This is a genomic window from Cohnella baijiui (genome assembly GCF_020731285.1).
In the GTDB taxonomy this organism is placed as follows: domain Bacteria; phylum Bacillota; class Bacilli; order Paenibacillales; family Paenibacillaceae; genus Cohnella.
The window spans coordinates 22645-40175 of sequence record NZ_JAJFOW010000027.1 but is presented as its reverse complement, the minus strand read 5'-3'; the positions used below and the strand labels follow the sequence as shown (position 1 = coordinate 40175).

Genomic DNA, 17531 nt, shown 5'->3' with positions numbered 1-17531 from the left:
CCGGCTTTCCGATAACGCGATACTTTCATTATTCCATTCGGTCCGGTCTTTTCCTGCACACGTAGACGAATGCGGGCGGAAAGTTGGCGGCGACGAACCGCAGCTCCTGAATATCGAAGTGGCGGCGAAGCTGCCCGCGCATCTGCAGGGAATATTGGAAAGCGACGAAGTAGCCGCCCGGCGCGAGCGATTGGGAGATTTGCGCCAACAGCCGGTCCCGCAGCCCTTGCTCGAAGTTGAAAAACGGCAGGCCGCTGAAAATGCAGTCGAAGGCGGGCAGCCGCTCCCGCGCCAGCACGGACGTCATCCCAAGCGCGTCGTCATGGCAGCGGTAGTGCGGATACGCTTCGGACAAGCGGCGGCGAAGGGCCGGATCTTTCTCGAACAAGTGGCCTGCCGTATCGTCGTACCTCATCCGGTCGAGATACCGGGTAATGGCGCCCGTCCCGGCTCCCAGCTCGGCAAACGCGCGGACTTCGCTCCACGGGACGGCTTTCGCCATCGCGCGCGCCAGATAAACCGAACTGGGCGTTACGCTGCCCACTTCCCTGGGCCGCTTCCAAAACGTTCTCATAAACAGCCAGCGGTCGTTCATCGTCATTTCACATCGTCCTCTCATCGGATCATCCCGATCCCGAAATACAGCAAGGTCCAAACCAAGGCGCCCGCGTAGGCATAAGGAGCGAAGGTCCGGTAACGCATGCCGCCGGCGCCCGCCAGCAAGGGCATGAGGTAGCGGACGACGGGGAGAAAGTATCCAATCGTTAGCGCCACGCTGCCGAAGCGGTCGAGAAGATGGCGCCCCCGATCCGCGTACTTCCTCAACCGGGGCTTCCGGATCCGTGCGACCAGCCGGACGCCGAACAGACGCCCCAGCGCGTACCCCGCGTGCATGGCGAAAAACAATCCGCCCGCGATGGCTCCGTATGCTTCCCGCGGGTCGATGAGCCCCGCCCGCGACAGTCCGCCCGCCGCGAGGATCATAACCTCGTTCGGCACGGGAACGCCGAAGGGGCCGAGGCCGAACGCCAGGAAGAAAAAGACGCTGCCGTACGCGTCGATCCATGCTTGGATCATCTCGGACAACGGAAACCTCTCCTTTCTCTTGCGTCTTCGGATCGTCGGCCCTGCGAGCCGATACATGCAGCATAAGGTTCAAATCTGAGGAACCGACGGAGGAAAATCTGAAGAAATTCTGAAGGGCGCCTCCCGCTTTTTTCTGACACCGTTCGTCCGTACAGGCACGCGTAGGCGATCACCCACATAGAATGGTAATGCTCCGTTCCGCCCGTTCGACCGATCGACCATTCTGCCGGAGGTGACCTGACCGTGCCCGGATTGATCACGACCATCGCCCTCTTCCTGAAGCAGCTGTCGCTGCTCGTCTCGTACGTTAAAAACAACGCCTTCCCCCAGCCTCTAACCGACGAAGAAGAAGCGCTGCACCTGTCGCGAATGGCGGAAGGCAACCCGCACTCGCGCAATCTGCTGATCGAGCACAATTTGCGGCTTGTGGCGCATATCGTCAAGAAATTCGACAACACCGGCGAGGATCTCGAAGATTTGATCTCGATCGGCACGATCGGCCTCATCAAGGCGATCGAGAGCTTTCAGGTCGGCAAAGGTACGAAGCTCGCGACGTTCGCCGCGCGCTGCATCGAAAACGAAATCCTGATGCATCTCCGCTCGCTCAAAAAAACGCGCAAGGACGTATCGCTGCACGACCCGATCGGGACGGACAAAGAGGGCAACGAAATTACGCTGCAGGACATTCTCGGCACCGAACCTGACGAAGTCGTCGAAAAGGTTCAGCTCAAGATTGAGAAAAGCAAGATCTATCAGAACCTGGACATTCTCGACGACCGCGAGCAGGAAGTGATCCGCGGGCGCTTCGGCCTCGACGGCGGAGGAGACGAGCGGACGCAGCGGGAAATCGCCCGGGAGCTCGGCATCTCGCGCTCCTACGTCTCTCGGATCGAAAAGCGCGCGCTCATGAAGTTGTATCACGAGTTTTACAAGGCGAAGCGTTGACGGGGAAAGGCATCGGAAAAGACCGAGACGGGGGCGTGCGGGTTCCCGTTTCGGCCTTTTTCGTTTTTCCGGAGATTGAAATGAGGAGAGTCGGACGCGGATCCGGCCTGTGATGGCGGACGCGCGATGGATCATGACAAACGGAAGGCGGAAGTCTATAATAACAAGGTGCGGTTCGCAGTTTGCCGATGCGCGCAATTCGTCTTGAGGTGTTGCCATTTTGCAATCGTCCTATATCGTGTACGACCTGGAGATGACGGTCCGGCGCAAAAAGGGCCAGATCGCGGAAATCATCGAGATCGGAGCGGCCAAAGTGCAGGCCGTCGAAGGGGTCCTCGGCATCGTCGATACGTATCAGGCGTTCGTCAAGCCGGTCGTCGTTCCGCAGCTTACCGCCGATACGACCTCGTTTACGGGAATCACGCAAGACGACGTGAACGAGGCGGGCACGCTTGCCGGCGTCGTCCGCGGTTTCGCCGACTGGATCGGTCCCGGCGAGTATTATTTGTGCGCCTGGGGGCCCGACGATCAGCGCCAGCTGGTGCAGGAATGCCGACAGCATCGGATTCCGACGGACTGGATCGTCAACCACAACAACCTGCAAAAGATGCTGTCCAAAATATTCAAGCTCGAGAAACATCAGCAAATGGGGCTGAAGCCGGCGCTCGAAATGCTGGAGATTCCCTTCTCCGGCTCCCACCACCGGGCGCTCGACGACGCGCTCAATACGGCGCAAATTCTCGTGAAGCTGTTCGACCGCCTCCAATTCAAGATCAACAAGCTTTCGGAGGAAACGAAGCTGGAGACGGAAGTCGTCTACAAAACCGACCATTTCGAGAACTTGCCGTTCGCCGGGCTGGCGGGTCTGATCCCGGACGACCGCACCTCTACCTGAACGAACGCTGGCTGATGAACGAACTTCGCCGGGTTGCCAATACGATGTCATCCGGCATAGCAGCCGCAAAACGGCGAACCGACCCTTTGGGGTACGGTTCGCCGTTTTGGGTTTCGCACGGCTCCGGCTTCGTGATCGCTCCTCCACAGTTCCCTATTCGCTCGACCTCCCGGCGCTGCATAGCACTGAACTCTCAGCCCGCCCGCTTCGTCTAATCGGTATCCAATCCGCTTAGGAGGCTATGTATCGCATGAGACCACGCCGCATGGGTCTATTTGTCCTGCTGTTCGCCGCCCTCGCCGCCGTCACGGCCGGCTGTCAGACGGGCGACTCGGCGATCCCCGCCGACGGCTCCACCGTTTCCGGCGGCAGCGAAGCGCCCCTCCCTTCCCAGGGCGCCTCCGCCGATCCGTCCGCGACCGCCTCGCCGGGGCCGTCCGGCGAAGCCGGCGCATCGGCTTCCCCGTCCGGAACCCCCGAGCCGACTCCGTCTCCCTCGCCGACGCCCGAGGTCGAGACGGTGGACTACCGCGGACCGGTCGAGCACCTGTTTTTCCACCCGCTCGTCGCGTTTCCGGAGCTGGCGTTCGACGGCGACAGCATCTCCAAAGGCTTCGACGACTGGTTCGTCACCGTCCCCGAGTTCAAGGCGATGCTGAACGCCCTTTACGAGCGGGATTACGTCCTCATCGACATTCACAAGCTTTACGTGCCGGGCAAGGATGCAAACGGCTTGCCGACGGCCGCCGAGGCTTCATTCTCCTTCCCGAAGGGCAAAAGGCCGTTCGTCCTGTCCGTCGACGACATCAACTACTACGACTACATGCGGCAGAACGGAAACGCCTGGAAGCTCGTCCCCGACGCCGACGGGCGCATCACGGCGTGGGCGAAGACGCCGGACGGCGAGGCAAAAACGTCGCGCGACTGGGAACTCGTTCCGATCTTGGACGACTTCGTGCGGGATCATCCCGACTTCTCCTGGCAGGGCGCCAAAGGCGTGCTGGCGCTGACCGGCTACGAAGGGGTGCTCGGCTACCGCACGAACGAACCTGACAGCCCGACCTATGCCGAGGACAAACAAGCCGCCGAGGACGTCATCCGCCGGCTCAAGGAGAGCGGCTGGACGTTCGCCTCCCACAGCTGGGGTCATGTCGACGTGAACAAGGTGTCCCTGGACCGGCTCCAGCGGGACGCGACCAAGTGGAAAAACGAAGTCGAGCCGCTCGTCGGGCCGACGGACGTCTTCGTCTACCCGTATGGCAGCAGCGTCAAAGCGGACGACCCGAAAATCGCCTATCTCCGGTCGCAGGGCTTCGCAGTCTTCTGCTCGGTCGGCCCGGCTCCGTACAAGGCGTTCAAGAAAAGCATCTTCATGATGGACCGCCGCCATATCGACGGCATGGCGCTGCGGACGCAGCGGGACCGGCTGAAGCCGCTGTTCGGCGACGAGCCCGCGCTCGACCCGGCGCGCGACGCGCACTGACGGACGAAGGGCCGTGAACCCCGCAACTTGTATAGCGGGATTCCTCCTTTTTGTGATAAACTCTTAAATTATATGGATCTCGCTATACTATCGATTGGGGGACCTTCCATCATGGCCAAGAAAATGCGTTCCGACATGATCAAGAAAGGCTTTGACCGCGCGCCCCACCGCAGCTTGCTGCGCGCCGCCGGCGTCAAAGAAGAAGACTTCGGCAAGCCGTTCATCGCCGTCTGCAATTCCTACCTCGACATCGTCCCGGGCCACGTCCACTTGCAAGAATTCGGCAAGATCGTTAAGGAAGCGATTCGCGAAGCGGGCGGCGTTCCGTTCGAATTCAATACGATCGGCGTCGACGACGGCATCGCCATGGGCCATATCGGCATGCGCTACTCGCTGGCGAGCCGCGAGATCATCGCCGATTCCGTCGAAACGATGGTAAACGCGCACTGGTTCGACGGCATGGTCTGCATTCCGAACTGCGACAAGATCACCCCCGGCATGATGATGGCGGCGCTGCGCGTCAACATCCCGACCGTCTTCGTCAGCGGCGGCCCGATGAAAGCCGGACGCACGAGCGACGGCCGCGCGATCTCGCTGACCTCCGTCTTCGAAGGCGTCGGCGCCTACATGACGGGCAAGATCGACGAAAAGAGCCTGACCGAGCTCGAGCAATATGGCTGCCCGACCTGCGGCTCCTGCTCCGGCATGTTCACCGCCAACTCGATGAACTGCCTCGCCGAGGTACTCGGCCTCGCGCTGCCGGGCAACGGCACGATCCTTGCGGTCGCGCCCGAGCGCAAAGACTTCGTTCGCAAGTCGGCCATGCAGCTGATGGAGCTGATCCAAAAGGACATCAAGCCGCGCGACATCGTCACGCTGGACTCGATCGACAACGCCTTCGCGCTCGACATGGCGATGGGCGGCTCTACCAACACGGTGCTGCATACGCTGGCGCTGGCGCATGAAGCCGGCATCGAATATCCGATCGAACGGATCAACGAAGTGGCCAAGCGCGTGCCTTACCTGTCGAAGCTTGCGCCTGCTTCCGATCACCACATCGAAGACCTGCACAACGCGGGCGGCGTCAGCGCAATCATCAACGAGCTGTTCAAGAAGGAAGGCGCCCTGCAAGGCGACGTCCTCACCGTATCTGCCAAGACGCTGCGCGAAAACGTCGAAGGCGCCGAAATTCTCGACCACGCGGTCATCCGTCCGATCGACGATCCGCATTCCAAGGAAGGCGGACTGTCCGTCCTGTTCGGCAATCTGGCGCCGGGCGGCTCGATCATCAAGGTCGGCGCGGTCGACAAGTCGGTCGGCGGCTACCACCGCGGCCCTGCCATCTGCTTCGACTCGCAGGACGAAGTCCTGCAAGGCTTGGCCGAAGGCAAAGTCAAGGAAGGCCATGTCGTCGTCATCCGCTACGAAGGGCCGAAGGGCGGTCCCGGCATGCCGGAGATGCTCGCGCCGACTTCGCAAATCGTCGGCATGGGCCTCGGCACCAAGGTCGGCCTGATCACCGACGGCCGCTTCTCGGGCGCGTCCCGCGGCATCGCCATCGGCCACATCTCGCCGGAAGCCGCCGAAGGCGGTCCGATCGCCTTCGTCGAAGACGGCGACATCATCGAGCTCGACATGAACAACCGCACGATCACCCTCGAGGTGAGCGACGAAGAGCTGGAACGCCGCCGCGCCAACTGGAAAGGCTTCGAGCCGAAGATCAAGCGCGGCTACCTCGCCCGCTACTCCGCGCTCGTCACGAACGCCAGCCAAGGCGGCGTCATGAAGATCTGATCGGGCATTCTGAAACGATCGAAAAGCGAAAGAGCCTCCGCACGCGTCCCGCGCGCCGGAGGCTCTTTCGCTTTTCGTTTTTCTTTATTCGTTTTCCGCCACGATGCGCCCCGTCTCGGACAGATCGTAGCCGAGCGGCCGGAGCGCGGCCTGGAACGCCTCGGACCGAATGACCCGCAGCACCGCCTGGGCGTGGGCTTCCGCCTCCCCGCCGCGCAGCAGCACGAGATCGTACCGCTCCTCGATGAGCGGAACGAAGTCGATGCCCTCAACGAGCTGCGCTGACTTTTCCGCGCCGACGCCAACGTCCGCTTCTCCGTTCGCCACGATGCCCGCGACCGCCATATGGTTCGTCGCTTCCCGCTCGTAGCCGTTCAGAGACGAGGGCTTGATGCCTGCAAGCCGAAGCTGCTCGTCGAGCAGCACGCGGGCGCCGGCCCCCTTCTCCCGGTTGACGAACCGCAAGCCGGATCGGCTCAGATCGGACCATCCGCGCAGCTGCAGCGGGTTGCCCGCACGCACGTAGAGCCCCGCTTTGCGGATGAGCAGCCGGACCGCCGTATAGCGGAAGCCGCCCAACAGCTTGCGGATATACGGAACGTTGTACGTCCCCGTATCCCCGTCCCACAGATGGACGCTGACCGCATCGGCTTCACCCCGGTACAGGGCGATCAAGCCGTTGATGCTGCCTTCGTAAGACCGCAAAACCCGCCGGTCGGGCAGCTCCGCCTCCAGGCGGCGCGCCAGCAGATCGAGACTGACGTCCTGGCCGGTCAGTACGAATCCGCGCGCCGCCTCGCGGATCGCACCTGCGGCGAGAGACGCCCCGTTCGCGCCCGCCGGCAAGCCCTGTCCCGACTCTGCCGCCGCAGCGCGCTCCGCTTCCGGCGGGACGCCACCGGTTCTCGCCGCGCGCTTGTACCGCTCGAGATCGGACGCATCGATGCGCATCTGCTTGCCGACCCGATAGGCGGGCAGCTCCCCGCGCTTAATCAGATCGTAGACCGTCAGCTTCGATATTTTGAGCAGCTTGGCGATCTCCTCGGCCGTGTAGGAAACCTCTTCCGACATCCGATTCTCCTCCGCTTCGGTTTCACGCTGATTTTACCATACGAATTATAACTAAACCTCACAAAACCATACCAAACCGATTTATTTTCGCCGGCAATTGTGCTACCATAACCAACGACGACGGTTGAATCCGGAAGGGGATCCGCGAGAAAAAGGAAAAGGCGGTGGACTCATTTGACTCCCAGAATTCGCAACAGCTTGATCGCCCTGATCGTCGTGCTGGTCGCGGCAGCGGCGACGTTCGCGATCGTGCGACCCGGCGGCGCCTCGCATCGGGGACAGACGGAGCTCGTCATATCCGCGGCCGTCAGCCTCAAAGACAGCCTGGACGAGATCGCCAAATCTTACACATCCGAACATTCGGACGTCAAGCTCACCTTTAACTACGGCGCTTCCGGGGCGCTCGAGCAGCAAATCGAGCAAGGCGCGCCCGCCGACCTGTTCTTCTCCGCCGGCCGCAAGCAGATGGACGCGCTCGCCAAGGCGAAGCTCGTCGAGGCGCCGAACGACCTGCTCGCCAACCGCCTGTCCGTCGTCGTGCCGAAGGACGCCTCGTCCGCGCCAGCGTCGCTGGACGACCTGAAGAGCGACGCGTGGAAAAAGATCGCTGTAGGCCAGCCCGAATCCGTCCCGGCCGGGCAATACGCCCAGACCGCGCTGCAAGGCGCGCAGCTGTGGGACGCGCTGCAGCCGAAGCTCGTCTTCGGCAAGGACGTTCGCCAAGTCCTTACTTACGTGGAGACCGGCAATGCGGACGCCGGGTTCGTCTACCGGACGGACGCCCTGACGTCCGAGAAAGTCCGCGTCGCGTTCGACGTCGATTCGTCGGCGGCGGGTCCGATCGTCTATCCGGCGGCCGTCGTCTCCGCGTCGACGCATCGCGACGTCGCGCAAGACTTCCTCGCGTATTTGTCGGGCGACGCCGCCCAGGACGTCTTCGCGCGCTACGGCTTCGCCAAGCCATGATCGGCGGATTGCTCCCGCCGATCCTCCTCTCGCTCAAAATCGCCGTCATCGCCAGCCTCTTTGTCTTCGCGCTGGCGGCGACGACGGCTCGCAAGATGGCGCGTATCGATTTCCCGGGCAAAAGCGTCCTGGAGACGGCGCTGCTGCTGCCGCTCGTCCTGCCGCCTTCGGTGGTCGGTTTCGTTCTGCTTGCGGCTTTCGGAAGGCGCAGCCCGATCGGGCGCGCCTTTGAGTCGCTCTTCGGCCTGCCGATCGTCTTCACTTGGGGCTCGGCGGTCCTTGCGGCCGTCGTCGTCGCCTATCCGTTGGCTTACCGTACGATGAAGGCGGGGTTCGAGAGCGTCGATCCCGAGCTGGAACAATCCGCGCGGGCCGCGGGCGCAGGTGAGTGGCAGGTGTTCCGCTACATCAGCGTTCCCCTCGCTTCCCGCGCGCTGACCGCCGGCTATATCCTCGGCTTCGCCCGGGGGCTTGGCGAGTTCGGCGCGACGCTCATGATCGCCGGCAACATCCCGGGGCGTACCCAGACGATCCCTACCGCGATCTACGTTGCAGTGGACGGCGGGCGCACCGCGCAGGCATGGGCCTGGGCCGGCACGATCGCCCTGATCTCGTTCGCGATGCTATGGTTCGCGGAACGGGCGGGGCGGGATCGAACCTGACACCCCAACGCACGCTCCAATGCGCCCAAACGGACAAGAGGCTGTTCACGCAGGCATCTGCCTGCGGAACAGCTTCTTGTCCGTCTCTAGACGGTATCGCCGACTGGCTCCTCCTCGGCAAAGTCCAGCCGTTCTTCGTAGACCGACCGCTTCGCCTTGGCCTTCGCGGCCTGGCCGCGCCGTTCGGGACGCGGCGCGTCCGCCGGTTTGTCGCCCCACGAGAGCAGCACTTCCCGGCGCATGATCAGCGCGCGGGGCGTCATCCGCTCTCCGTGCTTTTTCACCCTCGTCCTGCCATCCGGATGAATAATGACCGTCAGCAGGCGCAAATACCAATTCGTCAGGAATGAGAACATCCCGCGAGGCAGGTCAAACGATTCGAAACCGAGACCTTCGGCGCCGCGATTGATCATCGTGACGCCGTAGAGCGCCTTGATCTCCGAACCGTGCGGCGCGTTCGCCAGCTCCGAAGCCATTTCGGGCAGCGCGTGCTTCACCGCCTGGATGACGCGGATGGCCGTGTGCATTTCCGATCGCGACGTCATGCCGAACTCGTACATCATTTTGTTGACGAAGTGAATTTCCATGACATAATCGCCCCGCCGGAGCGCTTCGCCGTTTTTCAGCAGCAGCTCCGGTCCGCCGTACTTGACGACGCGGTAGTGGAACGCTTTGCCGTCGCCGACTGCCCGCAGGCGGAACAGCCATTGGAAGATGCGCTCCCACTGCATCCAGAGCGCGACGACCGCCCGCTTGATCGGTCCCTGACGGTGCGGCTCCGCCGTCCGGGACGTCTCGTCGGCCGGTTCCTCCGCGCCGCTGCGCGCAGCCTTCCGCTTGGCGCGGGCACGCTCGGTCGTCTCGATCATCCGATCGATCCCGACGAACCGCAGCCCGAGCTCGCGGCCGTCGTTCAAAAGGCGTTCGAGCGCGGCGATCGTATTCGCCGGAGCGTCGTGATCCGCGCCGAACGTATCGCCGCAGTCGTGCAACAGCAGCACCTGACCGGGCTGCAGCTTGCGGCGCATTTTCCGGTACAGACGATCCGCGCCGACGCGCTGCTTCCAGTCACCGAACATCGACGTCCAAAGCACGATCTGCAGATTGCCCTTGTTCGCGAAGTCAAAAATGTTCACGATGCCCCAAGGCGGGCGATAGTACTTGGGCCGTTCGCCCGTGATGCTCTTCACGATATCGCTTGTCCGGTGCACCTGGCGTTTCACCGTCTTCGGGCGCATGATCCAATTGCTCCGGTGGACGTAATTATGAATGCCTATGATGTGCCCTTCGTCGTGCATCCGCTTGATCACTTCGGGATGCTTTTCCGCGTGGGAGCCGACCACGAAGAAGGTCGCTTTCGCCCCGTGCTGCTTCAGGAGATCCAACAATTTCGGCGTATACACCGGGTCCGGGCCGTCGTCGAACGTCAAGGCCACTTCCTTTTCCGTCTTCCCCTTCGAAAAGACGCGAAACCCGAAAATTCGACTGAAAATGCCCGGCAGAAAGGCGTAGAACGTCAAAAAATAAAATCCCCACCAAAGGATTTTGTCCATGCCTTCCCCACCAACTTGCTTACTGTATTTTTTAGAGCCGCAGTTTAAGCTTTACTCTATTTTATCATACGTCTCCGTAAAATAGGCATGTTTGTGGGCATCTTTTTTGGAATCGTGTAAAATAGGGAAAGCTTAGGCCCATTAAAGCAAAGGTGGAAACCGTCCATGTTCTCGCTGTACCAAAAGTATTGGCGCACCGCATTCGATATCGGCGTCATCGTCCTGACCGTCTGGCTCGTCATGTTCATCTTCAGCTATCTGTACCAAATCGCCACGCCCGTCTTCCTGTCGTTCCTCATTTTCCTCTGCATCGAGCCGCTGGCGAAGCGCCTGCACCGCCTCGGCATCCGCAAGGCGTTCGCTTCGGGCATCAGCATCCTGCTCTTCACCGTCGTCATTCTGGCCCTGTTTGCCGGCCTCGGCTTCATCTTCTATTCGCAAACGGATCAGTTGGTCAAGCGCCTGCCCGAATACCAGGAACAGCTCGGTAAGCAAATTCCGCTCCTCGTCGAGCGGCTGTACGATCAGATGGACCGGCTTCCCGCCGGCGTGGAAGAGAAGCTGAGAAACGCCGTCGATTTCGTCGCGGGACTCGGGACGAAATGGGCGACTTCGCTGTTCCACTGGCTCGTCGGCTTCCTGAGCTCGTTCTCTTCCTTTATCGTCAGCTTTTCCATCGCGATCATCCTCGCGTATTTCCTCAGCGTCGAGATCGACATGTGGAAACGTCTGGCGAACGATCGCTCGCCCAAAACGTTCAAGGTCGCCTTCGGTTTCCTCCGGGACAACGTGTTCAAAGGAATCGGCGCTTACTTTAAAGCCCAAGCCAAGCTCGTCAGCGTCACGTTCCTCGTCATTTTCGCCGCGCTGCTCGCGCTCCGGGTGAACAATGCCTTCGCCATCGCGCTGCTGGCCGGCATCTTCGACGTCCTGCCGCTGCTCGGCGTCAGCACGGTCTTCGTGCCGTGGATCGTCTACCTGTTCATCGTGGGCGACACCGCGCTGGCGCTGTGGCTGACCGGGCTGCTGGGACTCGTCACCCTGACCCGCCAATTTCTCGAGCCGCGAATCACCGGGCAAACGGTCGGCGTCTCGGCCTTTACGATGCTGGCCTTCATGATCGTCTCCCTGTCCTTTTTCGGCGTCGCCGGCCTGATCTTGGCGCCGATCCTGATGATTCTGCTCAAGGCGCTGTACGACCAAAGCTACTTCCACCGCTGGATCCGCTGGCCGGCGAGCGAATTCACCGTCTCGCCGCTCGCGCCCCAGCAGGCCGATGCCGGCTCGACGGCCGGCGAAGCCTTCGCGGCCGAGCGTTCATCGGACGAGCGCTGAGTCGCGCTTCGCCCCCCGCGGAGCGGCCTTCGGGTCCAGCTGACGCAGCGCCTCCATCACCTCTCCGAACGCCGCCCCGGCCCGGTTGCGGACGCCCGCCGGCTGGTTCTCCAGCAGGATGGACACCGCATACCGGGCTTTTCCGTCCGCCGGACCGTAGCCGACGAACCAATGATCGTTGCGCGCGGGCTTGCCGTCGCCCAGCTCCGCGGTGCCGGACTTGCCGGCCAGCGCCCACCCCGCGTCCTGCAAGGCGTGCTCCGCCGTTCCGTCCGTCACGACGAGCCGCATCGCCTTCCGAAGCGCCGCAGCCGTCTGCGGCTGGATGCCGCCGTACTTCGAAGGGGCGTCCTGCTCCGGCAAACGGGCGAACAGCCCGCCGTCCGCGTAGCGAATCTCGTTGACGAGCCTCGGCGCTTGCACGCGTCCGCCGTGCAGCAGCGTGACGGCCAGGTTCGCCGCCTGCAGCGGCGTCACTCGCACGTCGCGCTGGCCGATGCCGGTGCCCGTCCGCACGCCGCCGTCCTTGCCCGCCTCCAAGCTGGCGAAGACAGCGCCGGCCTGTTCTTCCTCCAGCAGCCGCAGCGGCTTGCCGTCGACGAAGGAGGAGGCGGACCAGCCGATTTGCCGCCCGAGACCCATCTTGTCCGCCGTCTCCTGCAGCTGGCGCGGATCCAGCCGTTCGGCGAGCGCCGCAAAGACGACGTTGCACGACTCCGCGAACGCTTGCTCCACCGTCAGGACGCCGTGACCGTGCTCCCGCCAGCAGTGCAGTCCGTAACGCCCGTAATCGCCCGTGCAGCGAAAGCGCTCTTCGAGCGTCGTCACGCCGGCTTCCAGCGCCGCCGCCAGCGTCACCGTCTTGAAGATGGAGCCAGGAGGCACAGCGATCAGCGCGCGGTTCGCCTCGTCGGTATTCGGCGCTCCGATCCGATTCGGATCGAAGGCCGGCAGCGAAACCATGGCCAGTACGTCGGCGTTGGCCGCGTCGAGCACGACGGCGGCGCCTTCGCGGATGCCGTGCTTGCGGAGCACGTCTTCGACCGCCCGCTGGATCGACAGGTCGATCGTCGTGTTCACCCGCAGCGGGTAATGCGGATTGCTCGGGCTGAACACCCGAAGTCCCAGTCCCGCCAACGGCCGCCGGGCCGCATCCGTCATTTCGATCGCCTTCGTCTCCCCGATGCCCCGGATCAGCCGGTCGAGCGACAGCTCCAGCCCCGCGCCTCCCGTCAAATCCGTCTCCTTCATCCGGCGGGAAGCGAGCTGCTTGCCGTACAGCTTTTTCAGCCGATCCGGATATTGCGACACATAGCCGATCGCCTGCATCGGCGACCAGTCGGCAGAAGTCGGATACCGATCGCGAAACGGAATCGCGGCCACGCCCGTCAACCCCATCCCTTCGATCGCCTCGGCCTGAGAAGCCGTCAGCCCCCGCACGCGGTTCGAGTCCCCGTCCCGCCAGACGTCCGCCGTCCGGATTCCGGCGAGCCACTTCTCCAGTGCCGCGGGATCGGCCCCAAGCACGTCGGCGAGCCGATCGATCTGCCCGGGCGTCCCGCGGGGCATGCCTCCCGTCGGAAACGCCGCGAGCGCCCTTACGGTCGCGCCAGTCAGCGCGCGCCCTTTGCGGTCGAAGAACTGACCTCTCCCGTTGTCCAGCGTCAGCTCGTCCGAACGCTGCAAATAGGCTTGTCGGTCCAACCCGACTACGGTCCTTTCGGCACGTCCCATGCCGCCCAGCTGAACCCAAGCCAGTCTCGCTTCCAGAATCCCGAACGCCGCCGCGAGAAGCAGCATCACTTTGAACAATCGCAACGGTATGAGCCGATTCACCCGTTCATCCCTTCCCTCGTCTGCAAATGTTCCTATTATTCCCAGGAACCTCGCGCTTCAAAAGCGAGAAAGAAGGACGACCCCCTGAACCGGATGAGCCTTTCCGAATTCTATGAATAAAGGTCTCTATCGGCTATCAGACGAAAAAAAGCCCCGACCCGAAGGCCGAGGCATGCCGCTCGCCGCGTTTATCGCTAGGCGACCGTAAATTTGGAGAGCGACTCCCGCAGCTGCACCGAAACCGCTTCGAGCCGGTTCGACAGCTGGACGAGCCCTTCGCTGATGCCGAGCTGCTCGTTGCTGAGCGAGGCGACTTCTTCCGACGTCGCGGACGCTTGCTGCGCCACGGCGCTTACGTTGGTCATCGCCAGGGAGAGCGTCGATTGCGCTTCTTCCAGATGGCCGACCGATTCGGTCGCGGACTGCAGCCGGTGGTTGAAGCCGTTCATATGCAGCTGCACGTCGTGGAAGATCTGATTCGCGTCACGCACCGATTCGATCTGTTCCTGGAACAGCGGATAGGCGTCGGACAGCACCTGAACGGTCTCGTCGATTTCCCGCTGGATTTTCTCGACGATCTCTCCGACGACGCCGATCGATTGCCGGGACTGGTCGGCAAGCTTGCGGATCTCGTCGGCGACGACCATGAAACCTTTGCCGGCCGTGCCCGCGCGCGCCGCTTCGATCGTGGCGTTCAGGGACAGGATGTTCGTCTGCTTCGTCATATTGCCGAGCACGTCGAGAATTTTGCGGATCGAGCGGGTGCTGTCCTTCAGCTTGTCCACCTTTTCGACCATCGAACGCGTCATTTCCTCGGTCTGCCCCGTCTTGTCGATCAGTCCGGACATGTACTCGGTTCCTCGGCGTCCGGCTTCCTCGACTTCCGATGCCGATTGCTCCATCTCCGTGTTCGAAACGATGACCGATTGCACCTTGTCGCCGATCTGGCCGGTCATTTCGCTGCCGCGTTCGGATTCGGACGCCAGGTTGGTGGCGCCGCTCGCGATCTCCTCGGTGGCGACGGCGATCTCCTTGGCGGCCTCCGCCGTCTTGCGCGACGCGTCCGTAAGCGCGCTCGCCGTGGCGAGCACCTCCTGGGCGGAATCGTTCGTCTGGCGGACCAAGGTCGTGATGCGCTCCATCATCAAGTTGAAGCTGTCGGAGACCTGGCCGATCTCGTCCTTCTTGCGGATCGTCGAGCGGACCGTCAGATTGCCCCGCTCGCCTTCGTTCATCAGATTGCGCAGCTGGCCGAGCGGACGTCCCACGCTCAGCATGATGAAGGCGCCGATGAGCGCGGCGATGACGATGGACAGGACGGACATGATGATCGTCAAGTTGCGGATGACGACGGCATCCTTGACGAGCTCGGATACCGGGATGTTCCCGATCAGCTGCCATCCGCCCGCCTGTGCGACGGAACCGACCGACAGCACGCGATTACCTTTGATCGAGATCGTCGACGACCCGCTCTCATCCGGCACCTCGTTTCCGTACGGCTTGCCGAGCTCGTCGTGGTCCTTGGCGTAGACGACGGTGCCGTCCGGCGCGACGATATAGGTGTCGCTCGCGTCCCCGAAACTCGCGGTGCTCAGGATCGAATCGAGCGCCCGGTAATTCAGCTCGATGACGAGCAGGTACGGCTTCGCGCTGTTGACGTTCATCATCGCCCGCCCGACGGCGAAGGTCGGCTCCGACGTCTTGCCCGAGATGCCGGTCGGCATCGTCGGAACCCAGACGACCTTGCCCGCCGCCTCGACCATCTGCTGGAAGAACGCCGGCTGCCCCTTCGACAGGTCCGGCATGCCGCCCGAAGCCGCCGTCCCGATGATGTCCTTGCCCTCTTCGGTCGGGAACAGATACATGCCGGCGATCATATTGTCCGAAATGATGCTGGTGGACAGCTTCGTATTGACCGTCCGCTGGCTGTCGAACCGCTCGAAGTCGTCCTTCGAGTTGATCGCGTTGCCCAGCAGCGAAATGAACTCGGCGTCGGACAAAAACTCCATCGTCTTGCGCTCGTAGCTGCTCAGCATCAGGTCGATGCGGCCCGATATTTGCTTGGCCGTCTGCACGCTCGATTCCGAAACTTTTTTCTCGATGACCGAGCGGGATCTATCGTAGGAGAACCAGCCCAGCAGCAGAACGCAACCCAAAATGCCGCAAAAGACCAAAAGGAACAGCTTCATGCCGACCGATCGGATCGGGTTCTCCATTTTCGTTTCTTTGAATTGTTGTCCGAAGCGCTTTGCGAAACCGCCGACCTTCTCCGAACCCTTTTTCCATTCGACCGTCTTCACACGGTCGCGCCACGATTGCTTCATCTGCTGACACACCCTCCGACTCATAGTGACGATATCGACAGAAACAAGTAAAAACGGCTTTGCCGTCTTCCTAGACGGCAACACGTTTTTATCGTTGGTCATACAGAAATGGAAAGACGTGAAAACTTATAAATTCTGTATGACTAAAAAAGACTTGCCGGGTTACCCCTGAGAAAAGGAAATTGCACGCCACCATTTGGCAACAATTAACTTTATCAGAGATAATTCGACAAGTCGATAAATAATCCTTTTGAAACGCTTTCTTTTTTCATATTTAGTACTTTTTGCTTAGAATCTAGGCTTTTTTTACAGCATCTTTTTGCGCATGATGTCCAGCGGGAAAACCGGCTTTTCGGTGCGCAAACGGATGGTTTGCAGCGGGTGGCGGGCAACGTCGACCTTTTGGCCCAGGTCGTTCTCGAGCTCGCCTAGCGTCTGGTGGAAGCTGCGCCCACCGGGACCGATGAACTCCACCTCCATGCCCGGACGGAACGGGCTGCGCTGCTGGATCGTGGCGATGCCGCTCGCCGTGTCGTAATCCGTCACGACCGCCGCGAAGTCGTAAGGCGCCGGCTTTTCCTCGGGTTCGTAGATGTGCTCCCCGGCGCCCGGCGTGCTGTAGAAGAAGCCCGTGTTGAGCGGCCGGTTCGCCGCCTTCCCGATCTCCGACACCCATTCGGGACGCAGATGGTAACCCTCCGGATCGGCCATGTACGCGTCGATCGCTTGCCGGTACGCGTTCACGACCGAAGCGACGTAGTGGATGCTTTTCATGCGTCCTTCGATCTTGAAGCTGTCGACGCCGGCGTCGATCAGGTCGGGAATATGCTGGATCATGCACAGATCCTTGCTCCCCATCGTGAACGGGTTGTCGCCGGCGTCGGCCGTCGGGGAGGCATCCAGGTGCAGATCGTACATCCAGCGGCACGACTGGCAGCAGCCGCCCCGGTTGGAGTCGCGGTCGGTGAAATGGTTGGACAGCACGCACCGCCCCGATACCGACGAGCACATTGCCCCGTGGATGAACACTTCGAGCTCGATGTCCACGTTCGACTTCATTTCGCGGATTTCTTCGAGGGACGTCTCCCGCGCGAGTACGACCCGGGGCAGTCCTTCCTCTTTCCAAAACCGGACCGCCTGCCAGTTCATCGTGGACTGCTGCGTGCTGAGGTGAACCTCCAGCCCCGGCGCCTCGCGCATGGCGATCTCCACGATCGCCGGGTCGGCGGCGATGATCGCCGCGATGCCGGCGGCTTCCAGCTGCTTCAGGTAGTCGGCGATCCCCTCCAGGTCCTCCTGGTGGGCGTAGATGTTCGTCGCGACGAACACCTTGGCGCCGTATTGCGCGGCGAAGGCGACGCCCTCGCGCATTTCCTCGAAGCTGAAATTGTCCGCGTTGGAGCGCAGGCCGTATTTTTGGCCGCCGATATAGACTGCATCCGCCCCGTAATGGACGGCAAACTTCAATTTTTCCAGGCTGCCGGCGGGCGCCAGCAGCTCCGGCTTATCCAGACGGTGTCGCCGCAGCGGCCGGCGCGCGCGTCCGGCCGTCTCGATGTTTGCGCTGCTCATGCACAGCAC

At 62.1% G+C, this 17531-nt stretch carries 14 protein-coding genes; 7 read left to right on the top strand and 7 right to left on the bottom strand.

Features of this window, described 5'->3' with window-relative positions; translation table 11 throughout:
• Positions 1-28: 28 nt before the first annotated feature.
• Together LKX83_RS21410 and LKX83_RS21405 are read right to left on the bottom strand one after the other, a co-directional pair.
• Positions 29-601, bottom strand: a complete 573-nt coding sequence (locus LKX83_RS21410) for a class I SAM-dependent methyltransferase (protein ID WP_227884702.1) — start codon at positions 599-601, stop codon at positions 29-31.
• Between the two features lie 14 nt (positions 602-615).
• Positions 616-1077, bottom strand: coding sequence for a DedA family protein (locus LKX83_RS21405; protein ID WP_227884793.1), 462 nt, complete (start codon positions 1075-1077; stop codon positions 616-618).
• A gap of 252 nt (positions 1078-1329) precedes the next feature.
• On the opposite strand from LKX83_RS21405, the gene sigK reads away from it, so the two are divergent.
• The 4 genes from sigK to ilvD all read left to right on the top strand — a co-directional run bounded on the left by sigK (position 1330) and on the right by ilvD (position 6203).
• Positions 1330-2031, top strand: a complete 702-nt coding sequence (gene sigK / locus LKX83_RS21400; protein WP_227884700.1) for an RNA polymerase sporulation sigma factor SigK — start codon at positions 1330-1332, stop codon at positions 2029-2031.
• Between the two features lie 220 nt (positions 2032-2251).
• Positions 2252-2926 (top strand): 3'-5' exonuclease, encoded by a 675-nt coding sequence (locus LKX83_RS21395; RefSeq protein ID WP_227884699.1) that lies wholly within the window; start codon positions 2252-2254, stop codon positions 2924-2926.
• 250 nt (positions 2927-3176) lie between these two features.
• Positions 3177-4409 (top strand): polysaccharide deacetylase family protein, encoded by a 1233-nt coding sequence (locus tag LKX83_RS21390; RefSeq protein WP_227884698.1) that lies wholly within the window; start codon positions 3177-3179, stop codon positions 4407-4409.
• Positions 4410-4517: 108 nt separating this feature from the next.
• Positions 4518-6203: a dihydroxy-acid dehydratase gene (ilvD, locus tag LKX83_RS21385; protein WP_227884791.1), complete on the top strand. Its 1686-nt coding sequence runs from the start codon at positions 4518-4520 to the stop codon at positions 6201-6203.
• Between the two features lie 84 nt (positions 6204-6287).
• Here the strand turns inward: ilvD and LKX83_RS21380 are convergent, their stop codons facing one another.
• Positions 6288-7274: a helix-turn-helix transcriptional regulator gene (locus LKX83_RS21380; RefSeq protein WP_227884696.1), complete on the bottom strand. Its 987-nt coding sequence runs from the start codon at positions 7272-7274 to the stop codon at positions 6288-6290.
• Between the two features lie 174 nt (positions 7275-7448).
• Here LKX83_RS21380 and modA point away from each other — a divergent pair, with 174 nt between their 5' ends.
• Both modA and modB read left to right on the top strand, forming a co-directional pair.
• A complete protein-coding gene (gene modA, locus LKX83_RS21375; protein WP_227884695.1) occupies positions 7449-8240 on the top strand; it encodes a molybdate ABC transporter substrate-binding protein in 792 nt (263 codons plus the stop codon).
• Complete coding sequence (gene modB, locus LKX83_RS21370) at positions 8237-8902, top strand: molybdate ABC transporter permease subunit (protein ID WP_227884693.1); 666 nt, start codon at positions 8237-8239, stop codon at positions 8900-8902. The genes modA and modB overlap by 4 nt, the downstream gene beginning before the upstream one ends.
• A gap of 86 nt (positions 8903-8988) precedes the next feature.
• Here modB and LKX83_RS21365 read toward each other — a convergent pair whose 3' ends face one another.
• On the bottom strand, positions 8989-10455 hold the full coding sequence (locus LKX83_RS21365; protein ID WP_227884692.1) for a polysaccharide deacetylase family protein: 1467 nt from the start codon (positions 10453-10455) through the stop codon (positions 8989-8991).
• Between the two features lie 165 nt (positions 10456-10620).
• Here LKX83_RS21365 and LKX83_RS21360 point away from each other — a divergent pair, with 165 nt between their 5' ends.
• Positions 10621-11790, top strand: a complete 1170-nt coding sequence (locus LKX83_RS21360) for an AI-2E family transporter (RefSeq protein ID WP_227884690.1) — start codon at positions 10621-10623, stop codon at positions 11788-11790.
• Here LKX83_RS21360 and LKX83_RS34465 read toward each other — a convergent pair.
• The 3 genes from LKX83_RS34465 to LKX83_RS21345 form a co-directional block, all read right to left on the bottom strand.
• The gene (locus tag LKX83_RS34465; protein ID WP_227884688.1) at positions 11773-13626 is read right to left on the bottom strand and encodes a peptidoglycan D,D-transpeptidase FtsI family protein; all 1854 of its coding nucleotides are present in this window, start codon (positions 13624-13626) and stop codon (positions 11773-11775) included. The two genes, LKX83_RS21360 and LKX83_RS34465, sit on opposite strands and share 18 nt — an antisense overlap.
• A gap of 194 nt (positions 13627-13820) precedes the next feature.
• Positions 13821-15950 carry a methyl-accepting chemotaxis protein gene (locus LKX83_RS21350; protein WP_227884685.1) on the bottom strand — a complete coding sequence of 710 codons (2130 nt, stop codon included), beginning with the start codon at positions 15948-15950 and terminating at the stop codon, positions 13821-13823.
• Positions 15951-16256: 306 nt separating this feature from the next.
• Positions 16257-17522 carry a peptidase U32 family protein gene (locus tag LKX83_RS21345; protein WP_255654749.1) on the bottom strand — a complete coding sequence of 422 codons (1266 nt, stop codon included), beginning with the start codon at positions 17520-17522 and terminating at the stop codon, positions 16257-16259.
• Positions 17523-17531 lie beyond the last annotated feature (9 nt).

What these genes read in the sequence shown, in the direction of transcription:
- LKX83_RS21350 (WP_227884685.1), bottom strand. Translation starts at nt 15,950, where the DNA reads ATGAAGCAATCGTGGCGCGACCGTGTGAAGACGGTCGAATGGAAAAAG.
- LKX83_RS21365 (WP_227884692.1), bottom strand. Translation starts at nt 10,455, where the DNA reads ATGGACAAAATCCTTTGGTGGGGATTTTATTTTTTGACGTTCTACGCC.
- LKX83_RS21380 (WP_227884696.1), bottom strand. Translation starts at nt 7,274, where the DNA reads ATGTCGGAAGAGGTTTCCTACACGGCCGAGGAGATCGCCAAGCTGCTC.
- LKX83_RS21390 (WP_227884698.1), top strand. Translation starts at nt 3,177, where the DNA reads ATGAGACCACGCCGCATGGGTCTATTTGTCCTGCTGTTCGCCGCCCTC.
- LKX83_RS21405 (WP_227884793.1), bottom strand. Translation starts at nt 1,077, where the DNA reads ATGATCCAAGCATGGATCGACGCGTACGGCAGCGTCTTTTTCTTCCTG.
- LKX83_RS21345 (WP_255654749.1), bottom strand. Translation starts at nt 17,522, where the DNA reads ATGAGCAGCGCAAACATCGAGACGGCCGGACGCGCGCGCCGGCCGCTG.
- modB (WP_227884693.1), top strand. Translation starts at nt 8,237, where the DNA reads ATGATCGGCGGATTGCTCCCGCCGATCCTCCTCTCGCTCAAAATCGCC.
- LKX83_RS21360 (WP_227884690.1), top strand. Translation starts at nt 10,621, where the DNA reads ATGTTCTCGCTGTACCAAAAGTATTGGCGCACCGCATTCGATATCGGC.
- LKX83_RS21410 (WP_227884702.1), bottom strand. Translation starts at nt 601, where the DNA reads ATGACGATGAACGACCGCTGGCTGTTTATGAGAACGTTTTGGAAGCGG.